Below are 21,145 nucleotides of genomic sequence, written 5' to 3'. Positions count from 1 at the left end.
ATTAAATATCAATCTCTGTATAATACTAAAAAGTTAGGAAGCTAACCATTTTGAAAAGAAAGGGATGAGTGAATGCAGGATATAAATGATAAGATCAATAACATGCACATGGGAAAACTGATCCATATGTTATCACATGAGATGAAGAGGAATCAGCCAATTGATAAAGTGATCAAGGCTGATCTTACCATCATGCAGAAACATATTTTAAAGTTTATTTTATTAGAAACAATGCATAAAGATCTTTATCAAAAAGACATTGAAGAAGAATTTCAGATCCGCAAATCAACTGTGACAGGATATGTACAGTTGATGGAGAAGAATGGATATCTGACAAGAGAAAGTGTCAAAGGAGATGCTAGAAAGAAGCGGCTGGTACCAACAGAGAAAGCCGAAGGATTAAGACAGGCAATCTTGGAAGATATTAAGCTTAGTGAAAAAAGAATGGAAAAAGGCATTCCTGAGGAAGATGTCATAACATGCAAACATGTTTTATATCAGGTATTACAAAATCTTATAGAAAAACACAAGGAGGAAGGAAAGAAAGATGAATAAGACCCTATTAAAATCAGTCCGAGAATACAAAAAACAATCCATACTTGCTCCAATCCTGGTAATTCTTGAGGTACTGATGGAAGTTTTGATTCCGATGGAGATGGCAAATATCATTGATATCGGAATGACAAGCGGAGATTTACATTATATTATCCAGCGAGGAGTGATCCTGGTTGCTATGGCAATGTTATCCCTGTTTTTCGGGATTTCAGCTGGAAATATGGCAGCCGTTGCAGGTGCTGGATATGCAAAGAACTTAAGACATGATATTTTCTACAAAGTGCAGGAATTCTCATTTAAGAATATTGACCACTTTGCGACATCAGGACTTGTCACACGTATGACAACCGATATCACGAATATTCAGATGGCATATATGATGAGTATCCGTCTGCTTGCCAGAGCACCGATCATGGTAGTTTTATCATGGGTAATGACATTAAAATATAGTGTGACTGTAGCGGTACTGTTCTTGATCGTCATTCCATTATTAGGTGGAACATTGATCTTTATCGCAAAGAAAGCACATCCACATTTTATCAAAGTATTTGATGAATACGATATTTTAAATAATTCCGTACAGGAAAATGTAAATGCATCTCGTGTGGTAAAAGCATTTGTACGTGAAGATTATGAAATCAATAAATTTCATGGAATTTCTAAGTATGTATACAAACTGTTTACAAAAGCAGAAAAGATTGTTGCATGGAACTCACCAGTTATGCAGTTTACAATGTATGTCGTTGTTCTGCTGTTAGTTGCGATCGGTGGAACAGGAATCATCCATGGAACAATGGGAACTGGAGAATTAACAAGTATTATCGTATACGCACTACAGATCATTGGTTCTTTGATGATGGTAACATTCGTATTCGTTATGATCATGATCGCAGAAGCATCCACAGATCGTATCACAGAAGTCTTAGAAGAAGTCCCAGAGATGCAGGATAAAGCAGATGCGGCAACAGAAGTCAAAGATGGAGAGATCATCTTTGATCATGTGAATTTCAGCTATGCAGGAGAAGGCGGAAATCTTTCATTAAAAGATGTCAATCTTCATATTAAATCAGGACAGACGATCGGTATCATCGGTGGAACAGGTAGTGCAAAATCTACATTAGTTCAGCTGATCCCAAGACTTTACGATGTCACAGAAGGATGTGTCAAAGTCGGTGGAGTCGATGTTCGTGATTATAACTTAGAAGCATTAAGAGATCAGGTATCCATGGTGCTTCAGAAAAATGTATTATTTACAGGAACTATATATGATAATATCCGCTGGGGTGATGAAAATGCATCCGATGAAGAAGTTCAGAGAATGTGTAAATTAGCACAGGCAGATGGATTCGTTAATGAATTCCCAGCTGGATACAATACACAGATCGTACAGGGTGGAAACAATGTTTCTGGTGGACAGAAACAGAGATTATGTATCGCAAGAGCGTTATTAAAGAAACCTAAGATCTTAATCTTAGATGATTCTACAAGTGCAGTAGATACAAAGACAGATGCATTGATCCGTAAAGCATTTAGAGAAGAAATTCCAAATACTACAAAGATCATCATTGCACAGAGAGTATCTTCGATTGAAGATGCAGATCAGATCATCGTATTAGATGATGGTAAGATCTCAGGTATTGGAACATCTGAAGAGTTATTAAAGACAAATGATATTTACAGAGAAGTCTATGAATCACAGGTGAAAGGAGGAGAAGACGATGAGTAAAGGACCAAAGAGAGAAAAGGTGCTTAACAAAAATACATTAAAGACAGCAAAACGTCTTTTAAGATATGTAACAGATACTTATAAATTGCAGATCATCATTGTATTTATCTGTATTTTCATTAGTGCAGCAGCTTCCGTATCTGTATCCTTGTCCTTAAAATTCATGTTGGATGATTTTATCCTTCCATTAGTTGGACAGAGTAATCCAGATTTTACAAACTTCTATCATGCAATGATCGTTCTTGGATGTATTTTTGCAGCAGGTGTGATCGCAACATTTGTCTACACAAGAATGATGGTATTCATTGGACAGGGTGTCTTAAAACGTGTCAGAGATGATATGTTTGAACATATGCAGACATTACCAATCCGCTATTTTGACCAAAATACAAATGGTTCTATCATGAGTTTATACACAAATGATACAGATACCTTAAGACAGATGATCAGTCAGGCGATTCCTCAGGCAATGATGGCATTTTTCACGATCATCGTAACATTTATTTCAATGGTAGCATTAAGCCCAGTGTTAACAATTCTTGCAGTTGTTGTTATCGGAATCATGATCGCAGTCACAAAAGCGATCGGCGGAAACAGTGGAAAATATTTTGTCCGTCAGCAGAAATCTTTAGCTGATGTGACAGGATTTATCGAAGAGCGAATGAACGGACAGAGAGTTGTCAAAGTCTTTAACCACGAACGCAAATCCGAAGAAGAATTTGACCAGTTAAATGAAGCTTTATTTGAAAGTGCTGCAAATGCCAACAAATATGCAAACATCATGGGGCCGGTTGTAGGAAATATCGGAAACCTTCAGTTTGTATTAACAGCTGTTTTAGGTGGAGTATTAGCCATTGAAGGAATTGGAGGAATCACATTAGGTGTTATGGCATCATACCTTCAGTTTACAAAGAGTTTCACACAGCCATTTATGCAGGTAGCTCAGCAGTTCAACTCCATCGTTATGGCACTGGCAGGTGCAGAAAGAATCTTTGCACTGATCGACGAAGAACCTGAAACAGATGAAGGATATGTAAGATTAGTAAATGCGAAGAAAGATGAAAATGGAAATATCATCGAATGTAAAGAAAGAACAGGAATGTGGGCATGGAAACATCCACACTCTGCAGATGGATCTGTAACTTACACAGAATTAACAGGAGATGTAAGATTTGAAGATGTAACATTTGGTTACAACGAAGACAAAACAATTCTTCATGACATCAGTTTGTTTGCAAAACCAGGACAGAAACTGGCATTTGTAGGATCCACAGGAGCCGGAAAAACAACGATCACAAACCTGATCAACCGCTTCTATGATATTCAGGACGGAAAGATCCGCTATGACGGAATCAACATCAAGAAGATCAAGAAAGACGACTTAAGACGTTCCTTGGGAATCGTATTACAGGATACACACCTCTTTACAGGAACGATCAAAGACAACATTCGTTATGGAAACTTAGATGCAACAGATGAAGAAATCTATGGAGCAGCAAAATTAGCTCATGCAGACCAGTTCATTCAAATGCTTCCAGACGGTTACGATACAGTGATCAGCGGAGACGGAGAAGGCTTATCTCAGGGACAGAGACAGTTACTCTCTATTGCCAGAGCAGCAGTTGCTAACCCACCAGTACTGATCTTAGACGAAGCAACATCAAGTATTGATACACGAACAGAAAGTATCGTACAGAGAGGAATGGATAACTTGATGAAAGGCAGAACTGTATTTGTGATCGCTCATAGATTATCTACGATCCGAAATAGTGATGCAATTATTGTACTTGAACATGGTAAGATCATTGAACGTGGAGATCATGAAGATCTGATCAAGAATAAGGGAACTTATTATCAGTTGTATACTGGTAAGCTTGAATTGTCTTAGAATTTAATTTGAATGGCCAACTGTAGATTTCGAGTATATGATAAAAAATAAATAAGCAATCGAAAGCGCTTTCGGTTGCTTATTTATTTTTTGTCGTATACCTGAAATCTATAGAATAAAAAAAGACCGCTCACATAATGTGAACGGATACTTTTCTGAAAAGAGAGGATTAAAAAATATATATGAAAAACTATGTCTTAAGTATAGCAAAATTCCTGGTTCATTCAATGTATAAATTATGAATAATTCTAAAGAATTTATAAAGAGTTGCAAAAATTATTATAAATATGTAAAGATAAAGTGAAAGAACGATTAGAAAGAATGATCTATCTTGCAGACGATCGAAATGTAGCTGCAAAATTTGTAAATGGAAAGAGTGTTGTGAGTGATAAAGATGGAAAATAAATAATGTATGATTTTAAATTATGATTGTACAAAAAAAGAAGCATTAAATATTGTTGACACATTCCCTAGGAAATGCTATTATACGAATAATTCCTATTGAAAAACTATGAAAAGAAAAAACGAATGAGAGGATGTGTAACAAAATGAGCATTAACACAACAGATTTTGCCGCACTAGCAGTCACAGTTGTTCTGTTTGCAGTAATTTACTATTTAGATTATAAGAAAGGCGTAGACTTCGGACTTTTAACATTATTAGCAACAGTCTTTGGAATCGCAGTTGGTCTGGGATTCGGAAATCATTTTACATATGTTGAAATTTTCGGACGTATTTATACAAATGTATTAACAGCACTCGTTGTACCAATGCTGTTATTTAGTATCATTGCAAGTATCACAAACTTAAGTGAATCTATTCACTTAAAGAAGATCGGTGGAAAATCAATCTTCTTCTTGATCTTAAATACAGCAATCGCAAGTACGATCACAGTGATCGTAGCAGTCATCTTAAATGTTGGTGATGGATTTGCTTATAAAGTAGCAGATGGATATCAGAAAGTTGAAGTACCATCAGTAGTTGATACGATCGTAAACCTATTCCCAAGTAACTTTGCAACAAACTGGAGTGAAGGACAGATCATTCCAATCGTTGTATTTGCGATCATCATTGCATTATCTTACAATGCAATTTCAAAAGATAATGAATCAGTCAAACCATTTAAAGCATTTATTGATGCAGGAAATCAGGTCATTGGACAGGCGATTGACTGGATCATTGGATTTACACCATATGCCGTATTATCTTTCTTAGCAAGAGCCGTTGGAAGAAGCAGCGTGGCAGAATTACTTCCATTATTAAGTACATTAGTATTATCTTATATCTTATGTGCAGTTCAGTCATTTGGTGTAGAAGGGCTTTTAGTCAAATTTGTAGCAAAATTAAGCCCAATCAAGTTCTTCAAAGGAATCGCACCAGCTCAGTATGTAGCATTTACAACACAGAGCAGTGTTGGTACAATTCCAGTCACATTAAGACAGTTAAAAGAAGCACTTGGAGTTGATGCAGACGTTGCATCCTTTACAGCAGGTCTTGGAGCTAATGTTGGAATGCCAGCATGTGCAGGAATCTGGCCAGCATTAACAGCAGTATTCAGTGTTCATATGTTAGGATACCATTATGGAATTGCACAGTATGCATTCTTAATCCTGATCACATTAGTTGTATCCGTAGGAACAGTCGGAGTTCCAGGAACAGCAACCATTACATCAACAGCCGTATTTGCAGCACTTGGATTACCAATCGAATTAGTTGTCGTATTCGCACCAATCTCAACGATCGTTGACATGGCAAGAACAATGACAAACGTAACAGGAGCAGCAACAGCAGCCGTTATCACAGCAGCGACAGAAGGACTGGTTGACGAAGAAGTTTATAATTCAGATAAATCTAAACATGTTGCAGTAAATAACTAGGATAGAAACAATTCTATATATAAACACTTCATGTAATCAATATAAGTTGAGGCAGCTAAAATTTCGTGCTATCATAATCTTATGATAGTACGAAATTTTTTGTTGTTTAAAAGGTAGTGTAATAATAGACAGATTTGTTAATCCAGATAATAGTGCGTTCCAAGCAGCACTGAATTCCAGAATTTATGTAGACAAAACAGGATTAATTGCATGTATGAATGAAGTTCTGGATTCTACAGATGCGTATATTTGTAACAGCAGCCCAAGGCGTTTTGGAAAATCCTATGCAGCGAATATGCTTGCAGCGTATTATAGCAAAGGAGCATCTTCAGAAGAGATGTTTTCTGACTTAGAGATAGGAAAAACAGAAGACTTTAAGAAACATCTAAACAAATATGATGTGATTCATATTGATGTACAATGATTCCAGCACCGATCAGCATATTGATCACATACCATAAAGGACTCTTAAATACACCAGAGATAGCAACAATTCCACAAAATGCTACGACAGATGATACATTCTGAAGGCACCATTTGGTCCATAAATTCCTTCTGCCATAAGTGCCAATGTAAATGCAGGCTTACTTCCGATCGCATAAGCAATATAAGCACACATAACAGGAACCATCATAGCAAAACCAGCTTGACCAATATCATAAATATTTTGGAAGGACTGATTACTTGGAACAATTGCGCCGTTATCAATCTTACCAGTGATCAGTGTGAAGGAAAATAACATACCACTAGCAATGATCACTGGAAGGAAATAAGAAATTCCTGTATTAAAATGTTTAAACAGCTGAGCTGGAAGACTTTGTTTTTTCTATTAGATTTTGTTGCCATATTATATAACCTCCTTTTCGATCAGTTTTAAGATTTCTAGAGCTTCATCGGCAGAAGCAGCATTCATAAAGCTTTCTTTCCATGCATTTCTCATAATATTTTTACTAAGTTCAGAGATGATACGCATATGAAGATTAGAACCAGATTCTTTTGGAACTCCGATCATAAAAATATGTTTGACCATTTCGCCATTTCCATCCCAATCCATTGCATGAGATAATTTTGCATAAGCGACAAATGGAGTTTTTACAGCATCTGTTTTTGCATGAGGAATTGCAGTATCATATCCGATAAAAGTACTGATCGTATTTTCTCCGCTTTCCTTCATGGAAAGAAGAAAGATCAATTGTGCGGGTTCTCCATCCCAGTCGATCGGATGAATCGGATGTGCGTCCGATTTCCTCACGTTTCATAACATAATGGAAAAAGTCGTCTGGAATGTCATAATTCTGGACCGCATTTTCACACATGTGTTCAAGGATTTCATTTTTATCATCAGAAGAAGACCCAAATACCATATTTTTATGAAAATATTCTATAAAACGACTGCTTCTGGTATCGGTGATTGCCTGATTTACCTGATGAATAAAGCTTGTTTCAAAAAATGTTGATGTTCGAATGATCGGGATCGGAACAGGAATATCGATCGGAACGGTCGTAAGGATATAATCAACATTTGAAAAATCATATAATTCCAGAGAATGGTGGTTTGTTACTCCAACGACATCAAGATAGTTCCCAAAATTTTCTTTTACTTGATACGCCAATAATTCGGAACTGGCTTTTCCGCTTCCACATACAATGAGGACTTTTTCTTTTTGATTTTTCCATTTTCGTTTTAAGGCAAGTGAAAATGGAAGAGCAACAAAAGCAATTCCATGTTTTGCACGGATTTCCAGTGGCATAAGATGAGTGGATAACATGGTGATCAGTTCAAGATCATAACGGAAATCAATTTTGAAAACTTCATTCACACGTTCTAACATTTGAGTTACAAGTTTATAAGTTTCTTCACTGATCACAGTATTTCCAGATATATCTTTTGTAGTAATTGTTTTTTCTCCTGAAATCTGTAAAAGCAGATATCCAAGTTATCCTTTTGTAAAATGCACCTGAAATGCTTTTTCGATTTCATTAACAATTGATAATAAAAGATCGATATCAGGGCTTGTACCCAGTTCTTTTTTCACATTCCTGTTCTAATGCTTCCTGAGACATATAAGTATGAGCGATTCCTGCTGTACATGTGCTAACTGCTACGATTTTCATAATTCAATTCCTTTCTCTGACAATCGTCAGTATGACAAGTTTAAGATATCAGACATTCCGCGAAATGTTTTCTGTTGTTTTTGATGCTTTTATTATAACCATGGGAAAATAGATTGAAAAGACTATTTGTTACCACAATGAATGTGGAAATAAAACCTTGTAGGAAAAATTGCATTATCTTATAATAAAAGAAAAGTTTGCAATAGGTTTAGTCAAGGAGGTGTATCCGTATGGGAAATTATCTAAATCCAGGAAATGAAAAGTTCAGAAGAATGATCCAGTCTGAAATCTATGTAGATAAAACTGGAATGATAAAATATACGAATTCCGTACTTGATACAGCACAAAATTATGTCTGTGTCAGCCGCCCAAGAAGATTTGGAAAATCTATGGCTGCGAATATGTTGACAGCTTATTATAGTCGTGGATGTGATTCAAAAAAATTATTTCATAGTTTTGAAATTGCAAAAGATAAAGACTTTGAAAAATACCTGAATCAATACAATACGATATTCTTAAATATGCAGGAATTTCTAAGCCGAAGTTATAATGTAGAAAAATTGATCGAACGTGTAAAGAAACTCGTGATCAGAGATTTAAAAATGGAATATCCAGAAGTTGATTACTTTGATGATACAGATCTAATCGAGTCTATGCAGGATGTTTATGCACAAACGCAATGCCCATTTGTTGTGATCATTGATGAATGGGATTGTATTTTTAGAGAATATAAAAAAGATAAAGAAGCGCAGGAAAAATATTTAGATTTTTTAAGAGATCTTTTAAAAGACAAAGCATGTATTTATCTATCTTATATGACAGGAATTTTACCAATTAAAAAATATGGAACTCATTCAGCACTGAATATGTTTGATGAATTTTCCATGATCAATCCGGGACCATTAGCATGTTATGTTGGATTTACAGAGAAAGAAGTCGAAAAACTCTGCAAACAGTATGGAATGGACATGGAAGAAGTCAAGAACTGGTATGATGGCTATTCGTTTGATGGAGTGCCTTCCGTGTATAGTCCAAGATCAGTTGTAAACAGTATGAGATTTCAGAAGATATCAAATTATTGGAATCAGACAGAGACTTTTGAGGCGTTGCAAGTTTATATCGATATGAATTTTGAACATTTAAAAGATGATGTTTTAAGTATGATCGCTGGGGAAAGTGTAGCAGTTAACACTGAAAGTTTTACAAATGATATGGAAACATTCCGCACAGAAGATGATGTGTTGACACTGCTGATCCATCTGGGATATCTTGCATATGATGATAAAACAAAAACAGTTAAGATACCAAACAGCGAGATTCGGGCAGAATATGTAAATACAGTTTCAGTATCAGACTGGGGATCTGTATCAAAAGCACTAAAAGATTCTGCAGATACATTAAATGCAATCTGGCAAGGCAGAGAAGAACAGGTAGCGAAAGTGATTGAACAGGCACATTTTGAGACATCACATATCCAGTATAATGATGAAAATGCATTGAGTTATACAATCTCATTAGCATTATATGCAGCAAGGAATTTCTATACGATTCATAGAGAACTGGCAGGTGGAAAAGGATTTGCTGATTTGGTATTTATTCCGAAGAAACAATTTGCAGAAAAACCAGCATTGGTTGTTGAATTGAAATGGGATAAGAGTGCAGAAGGTGCGATCAAGCAGATCAAAGATAAAAAGTATTTTGAGAGTTTGGAAGAATATAAAAATAATATGTTATTGGTTGGTATTAATTATGATAGGAAAACAAAAACACATGAGTGTAAAATAGAGAAATTAAAATAAAAAGGAATCAAACATGAAGAAAAAATGGTGGCACAATAAAATCGCATATCAGATCTATCCCAAAAGCTTTTTAGACACCAATGGAGATGGAATCGGTGATATTGAAGGAATTATCAACAAACTAGACTATCTAAAAGACCTTGGAATCGATATTTTGTGGATATCTCCGATATATCAGTCTCCAATGGTGGATAACGGTTACGATATCTCTGATTATTATGCAATCGATCCGATGTTTGGAACGATGGAAGATATGAAGAGTTTGATTGATGAGGCAAAGAAAAGAGACATGTATCTTTTGATGGATTTGGTTGTAAACCATTGTTCCAGCCAACATGAATGGTTTCAAAAAGCAATGGCAGATCCAGATGGAGAATATGGAACCTATTTTTATATCAAAGAGGGGAAAAATGGACAGCCACCAACAAATTGGAGATCGTATTTTGGCGGCAGTGTATGGGAGAAAGTCCCAGGATATGAGAATAAGTTTTATCTGCATTCCTTTGCAAAGGAACAGCCAGACCTAAATTGGGAAAATGAAGTTGTCAGAGAGAAGATTTATGAGATGATCTGTTGGTGGATGGATCAGGGACTTGCAGGTTTTAGGATTGATGCGATCATGAATATCAAGAAAGACCTGACATGGAGTGACTTAGAACCAGATGGTCCGGACGGACTCGCAGATGTATATAAAGTAACTGGAAAAGTTAAAGGAATCGGAGATTTTCTTCTGGAAATGAAACATCGTTGTTTTGAACCATACGATGCATTAACTGTTGGAGAAGCAATGTTTGTCAAAGAAGAAATTCTTCCACAATTTATCGGAGATCAAGGATATTTTTCCACAATCTTTGCATTTGAGCCATGTCATGCATATCGAAAAGGGAAAAACTATATGGATTATGACTGGCCGCAGCCATTTGATGACTGGAAAAAAGAAACATTTCATAACCAAAAGATCATCGAAAAGGCAGGATTTGAAGCGAACATTATCGAAAATCATGACCAGCCAAGAGGAGCGAGCCTGTTCATTCCAGAAGAAGATTATGGATTTTATAGCCTGTCAGCACTTGCAATGATCATGATTTGTCAGAGGGGATTACCATTTCTATATCAAGGACAGGAAATTGGAATGAGTAACCGCAGATGGGAATATGCAGAGTTTAATGATCTGGAAACGATTAACCAGTATCATATTGCACGGGAAGCTGGAATGTCAGAAGAACAGGCATTGAAAATAGCAAGTCATCATAGCAGAGATAATGCGAGAACGCCAATGCAGTGGAATCACGATGAAAATGCAGGATTTTCAACAGAGAAACCTTGGATGCCAGTGAATGAAAATTATAAGATCGTTAATGTCAAAGATGAAGAAAAAGAATATGGATCTATTTTAAATTTCTATAAAAGACTCATCGCATTTCGAAAATCAGGAGAATATAATGAGATATTGACATATGGTGATTTTAAGCCAATGTATGAGGAAGAATACCATATTTTTGCATATAGCAGATCGTATGGAGATCAGAAGCTTGTGTTGATCTGTAATTTTAGCTCTGAGGAAAAAAGCGTAGAATTGCTAGAAGATTATGAAAGTGTTGTATTTGTAAATTATGAACAGACAACAGTGATTGGAAACCGATTGCAAATGAAGCCTTATGAATGTGTGGTTTATGAAAAAAGATGAAAATAAAAATTCCTGAGAGCAATAAAAATAAAATTGTTCTCAGGAATTTTTGCTTCCCTAGATTGTGGAAGTGGAAATCACCTTTCTGTTATAAACAAGATGTAGATACATTGCATCCTGTGCTCTCAAAGGGTCATGCGCGGCAATCGCCTGTGCAATTTCTCTATGAGATTCAATTGTCTCATTGTGCAGACGGTTACCTGTTGTTTCTACATTTAGAAGTACTCTCTGGGATTGGGAGGAAGCAAGAGATTTCTGTACGATGTGTCTTCCATATATTGATGTTTTATTTGGAATTGAACCATATCATTTATGGAAAGATGAACAGGATCATCAGACAGGAGATGTAAAAGACGGAGTTCCATTTCAACCAGATTTCAAACAGCAGGATGAGGTGTTTCACCATCCGATGTAGGACGGATTTTGCGGACATTCAAAATAAAAAAGAATGTGGAGGTAACAGACAATGGCAAAATCATTATTTGAGGAACTGGGCGGCAAATACGAAAGGCAAGGGGATTATTTGATACCGTGCTTAACTGTACCCGCCGAAGAAGAACAGGCAATAGGCATCTGGGGGCAACGGCATTTAGATTATCTAAAACAGTACCGTAAAGTTACATACACCAATCTTCTTACAAGCGGCAGGCTAAACGCCTACCTTGCCGACATCAACAGACAGGCACAGGAACGCTTTGAAAGGCTCATAGAGGGTATGAAACAGGCACAGGGCATAACGGAACAGCTAAAGGCAGAAAACGCCTTAGAATGGACAGGATGCCTCAATAACATAAGGGCTTGTGCGAGGGAGATTGTGGAAAAGGAAATTATTTTTGCATAAACAGATGATTAGTGGCAGGGGGAAATCCTGCCGCTTTTTCTGCTTTAGTTTGTCAGCTTGACAAATAAAGGGTTAAGGAATATAATTAGATTCAGTATTATACAAGGAGTTAATAAATATGCGGCAAGGTATTCTTAAATAAACTGTCAATTTGATAGTGGGAACAAAAAGTAGCAGTCCCGTTTCACTTTTAATATGGGGCTTAGTTTTTTGTACCCAGTTTAAGAATACTTTTATCATGTAATTTTATATGCCCGAAAACATATAAGTGTTTTGGGGCTATTGGAGTTATTTACCCAGTGATAGGAGTATTTATCACTGGGTATTTTTATGCCCTTTTTTGGGTGTTGATAGGAGGAAAATCACATGAAAATAATTAACTTAGGCATTCTGGCTCACGTTGACGCAGGAAAGACAACATTAACGGAAAGTTTATTGTATACCAGTGGTGCAATTGCAGAACTAGGGAGCGTAGATGAAGGCACAACAAGGACAGATACAATGAATTTGGAGCGTCAAAGGGGAATCACTATCCAGACAGCAGTGACATCTTTTCAGTGGGAGGATGTAAAAGTCAACATTATAGATACGCCAGGCCATATGGATTTTTTGGCGGAAGTATACCGTTCTTTATCCGTATTAGACGGAGCAGTATTATTAGTTTCTGCAAAGGATGGCATACAGGCACAGACCCGTATACTGTTTCATGCACTACAGATAATGAAGATTCCGACAATTTTTTTCATCAATAAAATTGACCAAGAGGGGATTGATTTGCCAATGGTATATCGGGAAATGAAAGCAAAGCTTTCTTCGGAAATTATAGTGAAGCAAAAGGTTGGGCAGCATCCCCATATAAATGTAACGGACAATGACGATATGGAACAGTGGGATGCGGTAATTATGGGAAACGATGAACTATTAGAGAAATATATGTCAGGGAAACCGTTTAAAATGTCAGAACTGGAACAGGAAGAAAACAGGAGATTCCAAAACGGAACGTTATTTCCCGTTTATCACGGAAGCGCTAAAAACAATCTGGGGATTCGGCAGCTTATAGAAGTAATTGCCAGTAAATTTTATTCATCAACGCCTGAAGGTCAATCTGAACTATGCGGGCAGGTTTTTAAGATTGAATATTCAGAGAAAAGGCGGCGTTTTGTTTATGTGCGTATATATAGCGGAACATTGCATTTGAGGGATGTTATTAGAATATCTGAAAAAGAGAAAATAAAAATCACAGAGATGTGTGTTCCGACAAATGGTGAAATCGTCCCGGCTGACCATGCCTGTCCGGGAGAAATTGTTATTTTAGCTGATGATACTTTGAAACTGAACGACATTCTGGGAAATGAAAAACTCCTGCCTCACAAAACACGGATTGATAATCCCATGCCATTACTTCGGACAACGGTAGAGCCGCAAAAGCCGGAGCAAAGGGAAGCCCTGTTAAATGCCCTCGCAGAGATTGCTGATACAGACCCTCTTTTAAAATATTATGTGGATACTACAACGCATGAGATTATACTTTCTTTTTTGGGGAATGTGCAGATGGAAGTCATTTGTGCCATCCTTGAGGAAAAATATCATGTGGAGGCAGAAATAAAAGAGCCTACTGTTATATATATGGAAAGACCGCTTAGAAAAGCAGAATATACCATCCACATAGAAGTCCCGCCAAATCCTTTCTGGGCTTCTGTCGGGTTGTCCATAGAGCCGCTCCCTATTGGAAGCGGAGTGCAGTATGAAAGCAGAGTTTCACTTGGATATTTAAATCAATCGTTCCAAAATGCGGTTATGGAGGGGGTTCTTTATGGCTGCGAGCAGGGGCTGTATGGATGGAAAGTGACAGACTGTAAAATCTGTTTTGAATATGGATTGTATTATAGTCCTGTAAGTACCCCCGCAGACTTTCGGCTGCTTTCCCCTATCGTATTGGAGCAGGCTTTAAAAAAAGCAGGGACAGAACTATTAGAGCCATATCTCCACTTTGAAATTTATGCACCGCAGGAATATCTCTCACGGGCGTATCATGATGCTCCAAGGTATTGTGCAGATATTGTAAGTACTCAGATAAAGAATGACGAGGTCATTCTGAAAGGAGAAATCCCTGCCAGATGTATTCAAGAATACAGGAACGATTTAACTTATTTCACAAATGGGCAGGGAGTCTGCTTGACAGAGTTAAAAGGATACCAGCCAGCTATTGGTAAATTTATTTGCCAACCCCGCCGCCCGAATAGCCGTATAGATAAGGTTCGGCATATGTTCCACAAGTTAGCTTAACAGCTTGCAAAAGTCATATAAAATGAGATTTGAAAGGATTAGAGACTAATTATGATGAAATGCGAATGGATATTGTGTCCTGTTTGTGGGAGCAAAACCCGTAATAAAATTAGGAAGGACACTGTTTTGGAGAATTATCCCCTTTATTGTCCAAAATGCAGACAAGAAAGATTGATTAAAGTTGACAACTTGAAGATAACTGTCATCAAAGAGCCAGACGCTTAAGACGCAGAGCCGATGAAATTGTGGAACAATTCACGAATCATCGGCTCTTTTTGTTTCGTATTTGAAAGAACAAACTCACCAAATAAAAAAAACGATATTCGGGTGGGTTATTTTGTTATACCCTAAATTACCCTCTGAATTTGTTTTTAAATTTGGAGGGATTTTTTTATGTCCTTTTTTCGGGCAGTTATCTATCTGCTCATACGAAGCAAAATTTATCAATACATAGCATATCAGAGAACGGCAGGAAACCAGTTAAAAAAATTTCTGCCAGTGCAACGGTACTTCTCACCTTGAAAGTGGAAGTACAATCTCCATACAATAGAATTACTATTTCCTATAACCGTAAAGGTCACAGAGCCTTTGCGGTTTTTCTTTTGTCGATTTTTGTTGGAAAGTGCCGTAGGGCTGTTTCTGATATGCGGTGTCGTTCTCCGCCTCTCCATCTGGATTTTTTACATTTCAAAAATTCAGATGGGAGGTATTTATGGTGAAATATGCACCAAGAAAGGTATATATCAGAGAAAGTGGCGGCTATGTGGAATTATCCTACACGGAGTTCTGCCGTTGCAGGGAATCCGACCAGACCTATATGGACAAGCTGTTTATCCCCATTCAAGGCTGTCTGCTTGAAGTCGTGAGGGAGCAATACACAGACTTCTACCGTGACAAGGAACGGTGGCGTTATCTGCAAAAATTAGATACAAAGAATAGACTGCTATCTCTCGACGGATTTACGGACAGCGAGGGGAATCCTCTGGACTTTATCACTGATGAAGCGGTGGACATTGCAGAAACCGTTGTCAATGCGGTCATGGTGGACAGGCTGAAAGCCGCCCTGCCTTTGCTGTCGGATAGTGAACAGGAGCTGATACAGGCAATCTTTTTTGACGGACTTTCCGAGCGTGAAGTCGGGGCGAGGTTGGGCATAACCCAGAGCGTTGTAAACAAACGCAAAGCCAGAATCCTAATAAAACTAAGAAAGATAATAGAAAATTAAAATTTAAGGCGTTCAGCCCCCTTGTTTTTTCCTTTGGGAAGATGAGGGGGCTTTTCTCTGCCCTCTCAATCAATTCTGATTGGAGGAAGTAAGAATGGCATACAACCACGGACGGGAGGACAGGAAATGGCGTATCTGGAAAGAAGCGGAGGAAAAGCTGCTGCGTGAGTGCGGCGTTGATGAAGCGACCATTGAGCAGATACGCATGGCGGACAGGGCAGACTTCAATTCCAACAGGCGGTTTTACCGATGGACGAATGACGTTGCGGAATATCTTGAGGACATGGCAGGCAGGGAGCGGCAGGCGGAAGTGGGTACGGTTGCGGAGTTACTGGAAGAGATTGAGAGCGAAAATCTCTATCAAGTATTAGTCACGGTGGACGGGCGTACCTTGAAAATCGTCCTGCTGAAAATGCAGGGGTATTCCACAAAGGAGATTGCCCCGCTTGTGCATTTGACGACTGGTGCCATCTATGCGAGGTTAGACCATCTGCGGAAGAAGCTGCGGAAAATTTTATAGCTTCTAAAACAGCCTGCCATCCTGCGGGCTACTGGGTGAGGGATGGAAATCCCCTCACTCATTTTTTGCAGGAGGACAACAGGATGGCATACAGGGTTAAGGCATACACGCTTCGGGAGGAATCCACGGAAAGCGGCACAAGGTATTTTATCAGCTTTAAGGACGGGCAGGGCAAATCCCACGAGTTGGAAGTGTCGGAACAGTTCTTTATGGAGTTTCGGCAGATGGAGCGCAGGAACAGGAATCTTTTCTAATGGGACGAGCGGCACAGGGAGTTTAACGAGGTATGGGACGAAACCCTTTACAGACGGGCGTTGCGTGTGCCTAAGAGCCTTGATGAACGCATGGTTGAGGAAGAACGGAATGAAACGCTCTATAAGGCGGTTGGGAGCCTTCCAGAGATACAAAGGCGGCGTTTCCTGCTCTACTACGAGTATGAGTTCAATTTTTACCAAATCGCCGCTATGGAGCATTGCACCGCTTCGGCAATACAGAAATCTGTTGCGATTGCAAAGGAGAAAGTAAAGGCGGAAATTGAAGAAATATCTCCAACCGTGACCGACACCGCCCGAAAAAGAAATCTGTTTTTTATTTGTGTGGGATTGGCGGCATTACATACTCTCACTTTTTTCCGTGGGAGTAAATCTATTTTTAAGGAGGTCAACGCCTATGTGCAACGAAAACAAAGACACCGCCCGAAAGGAGGAAAGCCATGCAGAAGTTACAGACAGTCAACGCCGAAACGCTCCTTTATGAACCGCTTGAGAAACCATCCTTTGTGGTGGACAGCCTTATCCCGACAGGCTTATCGCTGTTCTGCGGCTCACAGAAGATAGGCAAAAGCTGGCTCATGCTGAAGCTATGCTTATGCGTGTCGCAGGGAATCCCTTTATGGGATATGCCGACAATGGAGGGCGATGTGCTTTACCTCTGCCTTGAGGACACGTTCTGCCGCATACAGGACAGGTTATTTCGTTTGACGGACGAAGCAAGCGGGCGGCTCCACTTTGCCGTGGCAAGCTGCAAGCTGTCAGACGGTCTTATCGTGCAGCTTGAAGATTATCTGAAAGATTACCCAGACAGCAGGCTCATTGTCATTGATACCTTGCAGAAAGTCCGTACAGCTTCAAAAGACAATGCCTATGCAAGCGACTATGGGGACATCTCCCTCATCAAAGACTTTGCCGACAGGCACTCTCTGGCGGTCATTGTCGTACACCACATCCGAAAGCAGAATGACAGCGACGTGTTCAACAAGGTGTCTGGGACGACAGGATTAACGGGGAGTGCGGACGCTACCTTTGTTCTGGAAAAGGAGAAACGTGCGTCTGACACCGCCAAGCTGTATGTGACGGGCAGGGACACGCCTTATCAGGAATACACGCTGCGTTTCCGTGATTGCCGTTGGGAGCTTGTGGAGCGGAAAACGCAGGAGCAGCTTGCGAAAGAAACGATACCAGATGTCCTTTTTCGGTTGGTGGATTTTATGAGGGATAAGGAAGAATGGATAGGCACGGCAACGGAACTGTTAGCCGCTATGGGGGAAACGGAAACCATACCCACGGTGATTACGAAATGGCTGAATGAATACCGCACCACATTTTTAAGCGAGAACCGTATCTGCTACCAGTACAGCCGCAGGAAAGACGGCAGGCGGATTGCCCTTGCAAGGAGGGCGGGTGACAGCGGTGATGGTGGTGACAGCGATATTAGGATACCCCCCTGTTACTGTCATTGACGCTTAAAGCCATGTAAAGCTGGCGGCTCTGCCCTGCGGGTGACAGCAGTGACGGTGGTGACAGTGATTTTAGGATACCCTGCCGCTGTCATCCCTACGGGAGAACACCCCGTAAACGCAAAATGCAGGCGTGAGATTTACTCGCCCTTTTCGGTCGTGTAAAACCACCCCTGCGGTCAGAAAAATCATTCCGATTTTTCCGACTGCGTTTACAGGGTGTAACACACTACACTTTGCCCTGCAAAGTCGTGTGCCAGACGTTCCCTCTGGACTCCCTTAAGGCAGGGCTGTGCCCTGCTATCCTACGCCTTACGGCTTCGGATAAAAGAATGGCGGCATGACGGTGACGGCTCTTGCGAGGGGGGTATCCCAAAAACACCGTCATCATCGACATGACCGTCATGCAGGGGGTGAGGGTGACAGTTGCGGCAGTCGGCAGGGGGTATCCCAAAACTGCTGTCACCACCGTCACCGCTGTCACCCCAAAGGACGGTCACCCGCCGAAAGAAAGGAGGAATCCGCCTATGCCTTATGCAATCCTGCGTTTCCAGAAACGAAAAGCGGGCGGCGTTGCGGCTTGTGAACGCCACAACGAGCGGAAGAAAGAAGCCTACAAAAGCAACCCAGATATAGATATGGAACGCTCTAAAAACAATTACCATCTCATAGCACCACCAAAGTACACCTACAAGAAAGAGATTAACCGCATGGTAGCCGAAGCGGGGTGCAGGACAAGGAAAGACAGCGTGATGATGGTGGAAACGCTCATCACAGCTTCACCAGAATTTATGAACCAGTTACCGCCCGAAGAACAAAAAGCGTATTTCCAGACGGCTCTTGACTTCATTTCGGAGCGTGTTGGAAAGCAGAATATCCTCTCCGCTGTCGTCCATATGGACGAGAGAACGCCCCATATGCACCTCTGCTTTGTGCCGATTACGCCAGACAATAAGCTGTCAGCGAAAGCTATCTTAGGCAACCAGAAATCATTATCCGAGTGGCAGACCGCCTACCATGAGCGGATGTCCTCACGGTGGAATCAGCTTGAACGGGGGCAGTCCTCAATGGAAACCAAGCGGAAACACGTCCCCACATGGCTCTATAAATTAGGCGGCAGGCTTGATAAACAGTATGAAGAAATCGTGTCTGCCCTATCCGACATCAACGCCTTTAACGCAGGGAAGAAAAGGGATAAAGCGTTAGATTTACTCTCTGCATGGCTGCCAGACGTGGAGAAATTCTCTAAGGAAATCGGGAAACAGCAGGCGTATATCGACAGTTTGAAAGAGAGAATTGGGCAGGAATCAGACTATGCGGGGCGTATGCGTGATGAAAAGTACGAGCAGGAACTAAAGGTGCAGAAAGCGAATCAGAAGATATTTGAATTGCAGAGAACCAACGAGCAGATGGGGCGGCTGCTGTCAAAAATACCGCCCGAAGTGTTGGAAGAATTGCAGAAAAATCATAGAAGCAGAGCGAAAGAAAGGTAGATATGTGAATGAAGAAACAGGATTTTAAGGTGTTAAAGACCAAAGACTTGTACCCGTTCCCCGACAATCCGTTTCATGTGGCAGAAGATGAAACACTGTCAGAGTTAGCGGAAAGCATCAAGGAATTTGGCATTGTCACGCCGATAATCACACGCCCGAAAGAGGACGGGGACGGTTATGAAGTGATTGCAGGACAGCGGCGTGTCCGTGCTTCTGAACTTGCAGGGATAAATACCGTGCCTGCGTTTGTCCTGCCCTTAGACCGTGACCGAGCCATCATCACCCTTGTAGACAGCAATTTGCAGCGTGAGAATATCCTGCCATCGGAGCGGGCGTTTGCTTACAAGATGAAATCCGAAGCCATGAAGCGGCAGGGTTTCCGCACAGACTTAACCTCGTCACAAGTTGTGACGAAGTTGCGGACGGACGACAAGGTGGCACAGGGCTTCGGCGTGGGCAGGATGACCGTGCAGCGTTTTATCCGCCTGACGGAACTGATACCGCCGATTTTGCAGATGGTGGACGAGGGGAAAATCGCCCTCACGCCTGCGGTGGAACTGTCCTTCTTGAAGAAAGACGAGCAGGAAAACCTCTTTGCCACGATGGAGAGCGAAGAAGCAACGCCCTCACTCTCACAGGCACAGCGGATGAAACAGTTAAGCCAGAGCGGGCGGCTTGACATGGATACGATATTTGCGATTATGACGGAGGAAAAGGGCAACCAGAAAGAAACCTTGAAAATCAACACAAGCAAGCTGAAAAAATACTTTCCGAAGAACACAACGCCGAAGCAGATGGAGGAAACCATCATCAAACTTTTGGAGCGTGAGTTGCAGAGGAAACGCAACCGTGACAGCCGCTAATCTTCTTTTTTCGGGAAGTAAATACAGAGAGTTGAGGTATGGAGAATGAGAGAAATCCAGTATGAAATCGTAAAGGAAATCGCAGTATTGTCTACGGGCGACAGTGGCTACACAAAGGAAATCAATCTCATTTCATGGAATGGGAAAGAGCCGAAGTATGACATCCGCAGCTTTTCCCCGAACCGTGAAAAGTGCGGCAAGGGAATCACGCTGAACGCTGATGAAGCGGCGGCACTCCTTAAAGCATTACAGAAAGAATTAAACAGCGAGGATTAATGGTATCTGATTGGCAGGGCGGGGACATTTCCAAACTCTTCCCTGCCCTGTCTGGAAAGGAAGATTTAAGTATGGGCGAGGATAAGAAAGCAGATAAAAAGAGAAAGCGTATCGTGCCAAAAGCACCAGTGCAGATGATAATCAGCCGTGAATATGTCGGCACACAGACCGTTACAGAAGCGTTTGTCCCGATTATCTCCGAGGATATTCGGAAGAAGATTGCCGAGGGCGACACCTTCGACAATGAGGGGCTGTCCGC

General features: G+C 40.4%; 21 protein-coding genes and 3 pseudogenes. 19 read left to right on the top strand and 5 right to left on the bottom strand.

What is annotated here, in order from left to right; all coding sequences use genetic code 11:
• Positions 1-72 precede the first annotated feature (72 nt).
• The 5 genes and pseudogenes from KE503_RS09105 to KE503_RS09085 all read left to right on the top strand — a co-directional run.
• A complete protein-coding gene (locus KE503_RS09105) occupies positions 73-555 on the top strand; it encodes a MarR family winged helix-turn-helix transcriptional regulator (RefSeq protein ID WP_008391831.1) in 483 nt (160 codons plus the stop codon).
• A complete protein-coding gene (locus tag KE503_RS09100) occupies positions 548-2,281 on the top strand; it encodes an ABC transporter ATP-binding protein (protein WP_055197726.1) in 1,734 nt (577 codons plus the stop codon). The genes KE503_RS09105 and KE503_RS09100 overlap by 8 nt, the downstream gene beginning before the upstream one ends.
• Positions 2,274-4,169, top strand: a complete 1,896-nt coding sequence (locus tag KE503_RS09095) for an ABC transporter ATP-binding protein (protein WP_117944505.1) — start codon at positions 2,274-2,276, stop codon at positions 4,167-4,169. The genes KE503_RS09100 and KE503_RS09095 overlap by 8 nt, the downstream gene beginning before the upstream one ends.
• Positions 4,170-4,717: 548 nt before the next feature.
• Positions 4,718-6,046 carry a dicarboxylate/amino acid:cation symporter gene (locus KE503_RS09090; protein ID WP_022375566.1) on the top strand — a complete coding sequence of 443 codons (1,329 nt, stop codon included), beginning with the start codon at positions 4,718-4,720 and terminating at the stop codon, positions 6,044-6,046.
• A 124-nt stretch (positions 6,047-6,170) separates the two neighbouring features.
• Positions 6,171-6,467, top strand: a pseudogene (locus KE503_RS09085) (AAA family ATPase); the annotation flags it as partial.
• Between the two features lie 84 nt (positions 6,468-6,551).
• Here KE503_RS09085 and KE503_RS09080 read toward each other — a convergent pair.
• The 4 genes from KE503_RS09080 to KE503_RS09065 all read right to left on the bottom strand — a co-directional run bounded on the left by KE503_RS09080 (position 6,552) and on the right by KE503_RS09065 (position 8,161).
• The gene (locus KE503_RS09080) at positions 6,552-6,788 is read right to left on the bottom strand and encodes a hypothetical protein (RefSeq protein WP_212385045.1); all 237 of its coding nucleotides are present in this window, start codon (positions 6,786-6,788) and stop codon (positions 6,552-6,554) included.
• 105 nt (positions 6,789-6,893) lie between these two features.
• Positions 6,894-7,238 carry a PTS sugar transporter subunit IIA gene (locus KE503_RS09075; protein ID WP_212385044.1) on the bottom strand — a complete coding sequence of 115 codons (345 nt, stop codon included), beginning with the start codon at positions 7,236-7,238 and terminating at the stop codon, positions 6,894-6,896.
• Positions 7,174-7,914 (bottom strand): hypothetical protein, encoded by a 741-nt coding sequence (locus KE503_RS09070; RefSeq protein ID WP_212385043.1) that lies wholly within the window; start codon positions 7,912-7,914, stop codon positions 7,174-7,176. The genes KE503_RS09075 and KE503_RS09070 overlap by 65 nt, the downstream gene beginning before the upstream one ends.
• A gap of 139 nt (positions 7,915-8,053) precedes the next feature.
• The gene (locus KE503_RS09065) at positions 8,054-8,161 is read right to left on the bottom strand and encodes a hypothetical protein (protein ID WP_207642837.1); all 108 of its coding nucleotides are present in this window, start codon (positions 8,159-8,161) and stop codon (positions 8,054-8,056) included.
• A 230-nt stretch (positions 8,162-8,391) separates the two neighbouring features.
• Between KE503_RS09065 and KE503_RS09060 the strand changes: the two genes are divergently transcribed.
• Together KE503_RS09060 and KE503_RS09055 are read left to right on the top strand one after the other, a co-directional pair.
• Positions 8,392-9,960: an AAA family ATPase gene (locus KE503_RS09060; RefSeq protein WP_212385042.1), complete on the top strand. Its 1,569-nt coding sequence runs from the start codon at positions 8,392-8,394 to the stop codon at positions 9,958-9,960.
• Positions 9,961-9,973: 13 nt separating this feature from the next.
• A complete protein-coding gene (locus tag KE503_RS09055; RefSeq protein WP_212385041.1) occupies positions 9,974-11,647 on the top strand; it encodes a glycoside hydrolase family 13 protein in 1,674 nt (557 codons plus the stop codon).
• Between the two features lie 57 nt (positions 11,648-11,704).
• Here KE503_RS09055 and KE503_RS15065 read toward each other — a convergent pair whose 3' ends face one another.
• Positions 11,705-11,911, bottom strand: a complete 207-nt coding sequence (locus KE503_RS15065; RefSeq protein WP_349110089.1) for an FCD domain-containing protein — start codon at positions 11,909-11,911, stop codon at positions 11,705-11,707.
• Here KE503_RS15065 and KE503_RS09045 point away from each other — a divergent pair.
• The 12 genes and pseudogenes from KE503_RS09045 to KE503_RS08990 all read left to right on the top strand — a co-directional run.
• Positions 11,910-12,062, top strand: a complete 153-nt coding sequence (locus KE503_RS09045; protein WP_330621962.1) for a hypothetical protein — start codon at positions 11,910-11,912, stop codon at positions 12,060-12,062. The genes KE503_RS15065 and KE503_RS09045 overlap by 2 nt on opposite strands.
• Positions 12,063-12,113: 51 nt before the next feature.
• Entirely contained in the window at positions 12,114-12,488 is a 375-nt protein-coding gene (locus KE503_RS09040) for a TnpV protein (protein WP_001129922.1), read from the top strand.
• Positions 12,489-12,854: 366 nt separating this feature from the next.
• Positions 12,855-14,774, top strand: a complete 1,920-nt coding sequence (gene tet(O), locus KE503_RS09035) for a tetracycline resistance ribosomal protection protein Tet(O) (RefSeq protein ID WP_015521635.1) — start codon at positions 12,855-12,857, stop codon at positions 14,772-14,774.
• Positions 14,775-14,825: 51 nt separating this feature from the next.
• Positions 14,826-14,999, top strand: a complete 174-nt coding sequence (locus KE503_RS09030) for a cysteine-rich KTR domain-containing protein (protein ID WP_002779755.1) — start codon at positions 14,826-14,828, stop codon at positions 14,997-14,999.
• A gap of 490 nt (positions 15,000-15,489) precedes the next feature.
• Entirely contained in the window at positions 15,490-15,999 is a 510-nt protein-coding gene (locus tag KE503_RS09025) for a sigma-70 family RNA polymerase sigma factor (RefSeq protein WP_105116765.1), read from the top strand.
• 94 nt (positions 16,000-16,093) lie between these two features.
• Entirely contained in the window at positions 16,094-16,519 is a 426-nt protein-coding gene (locus KE503_RS09020; protein WP_000323895.1) for a sigma-70 family RNA polymerase sigma factor, read from the top strand.
• Between the two features lie 83 nt (positions 16,520-16,602).
• A pseudogene (locus KE503_RS09015) lies at positions 16,603-17,077 on the top strand (RNA polymerase sigma factor).
• Positions 17,078-17,231: 154 nt separating this feature from the next.
• Positions 17,232-18,264 (top strand): annotated as a pseudogene (locus tag KE503_RS09010) (AAA family ATPase).
• A 517-nt stretch (positions 18,265-18,781) separates the two neighbouring features.
• Positions 18,782-19,747, top strand: coding sequence for a MobV family relaxase (mobV, locus tag KE503_RS09005; protein ID WP_001820668.1), 966 nt, complete (start codon positions 18,782-18,784; stop codon positions 19,745-19,747).
• Positions 19,748-19,755: 8 nt separating this feature from the next.
• Positions 19,756-20,610, top strand: a complete 855-nt coding sequence (locus KE503_RS09000; RefSeq protein ID WP_000743700.1) for a ParB/RepB/Spo0J family partition protein — start codon at positions 19,756-19,758, stop codon at positions 20,608-20,610.
• 45 nt (positions 20,611-20,655) lie between these two features.
• Positions 20,656-20,886, top strand: a complete 231-nt coding sequence (locus KE503_RS08995) for a YdbC family protein (RefSeq protein WP_001206986.1) — start codon at positions 20,656-20,658, stop codon at positions 20,884-20,886.
• A 71-nt stretch (positions 20,887-20,957) separates the two neighbouring features.
• The coding region (locus KE503_RS08990) for a hypothetical protein (RefSeq protein WP_001820669.1) at positions 20,958-21,145 on the top strand (188 nt) is incomplete at its 3' end.

This window comes from Anaerostipes sp. Marseille-Q3525 (assembly GCF_018223505.1).
GTDB lineage: Bacteria > Bacillota > Clostridia > Lachnospirales > Lachnospiraceae > Anaerostipes > Anaerostipes amylophilus.
This window is presented reverse-complemented; position numbering and strand designations above follow the sequence as displayed.

What these genes read in the sequence shown, in the direction of transcription:
- KE503_RS09090 (WP_022375566.1), top strand. Translation starts at nt 4,718, where the DNA reads ATGAGCATTAACACAACAGATTTTGCCGCACTAGCAGTCACAGTTGTT.
- KE503_RS08995 (WP_001206986.1), top strand. Translation starts at nt 20,656, where the DNA reads ATGAGAGAAATCCAGTATGAAATCGTAAAGGAAATCGCAGTATTGTCT.
- KE503_RS09020 (WP_000323895.1), top strand. Translation starts at nt 16,094, where the DNA reads ATGGCATACAACCACGGACGGGAGGACAGGAAATGGCGTATCTGGAAA.
- KE503_RS09065 (WP_207642837.1), bottom strand. Translation starts at nt 8,161, where the DNA reads ATGAAAATCGTAGCAGTTAGCACATGTACAGCAGGAATCGCTCATACT.
- KE503_RS09040 (WP_001129922.1), top strand. Translation starts at nt 12,114, where the DNA reads ATGGCAAAATCATTATTTGAGGAACTGGGCGGCAAATACGAAAGGCAA.
- mobV (WP_001820668.1), top strand. Translation starts at nt 18,782, where the DNA reads ATGCCTTATGCAATCCTGCGTTTCCAGAAACGAAAAGCGGGCGGCGTT.
- KE503_RS09095 (WP_117944505.1), top strand. Translation starts at nt 2,274, where the DNA reads ATGAGTAAAGGACCAAAGAGAGAAAAGGTGCTTAACAAAAATACATTA.
- KE503_RS09000 (WP_000743700.1), top strand. Translation starts at nt 19,756, where the DNA reads ATGAAGAAACAGGATTTTAAGGTGTTAAAGACCAAAGACTTGTACCCG.
- KE503_RS09055 (WP_212385041.1), top strand. Translation starts at nt 9,974, where the DNA reads ATGAAGAAAAAATGGTGGCACAATAAAATCGCATATCAGATCTATCCC.
- KE503_RS09080 (WP_212385045.1), bottom strand. Translation starts at nt 6,788, where the DNA reads ATGTTATTTTCCTTCACACTGATCACTGGTAAGATTGATAACGGCGCA.
- KE503_RS09045 (WP_330621962.1), top strand. Translation starts at nt 11,910, where the DNA reads ATGTGTCTTCCATATATTGATGTTTTATTTGGAATTGAACCATATCAT.
- KE503_RS09060 (WP_212385042.1), top strand. Translation starts at nt 8,392, where the DNA reads ATGGGAAATTATCTAAATCCAGGAAATGAAAAGTTCAGAAGAATGATC.
- KE503_RS09100 (WP_055197726.1), top strand. Translation starts at nt 548, where the DNA reads ATGAATAAGACCCTATTAAAATCAGTCCGAGAATACAAAAAACAATCC.
- KE503_RS09105 (WP_008391831.1), top strand. Translation starts at nt 73, where the DNA reads ATGCAGGATATAAATGATAAGATCAATAACATGCACATGGGAAAACTG.
- KE503_RS09030 (WP_002779755.1), top strand. Translation starts at nt 14,826, where the DNA reads ATGATGAAATGCGAATGGATATTGTGTCCTGTTTGTGGGAGCAAAACC.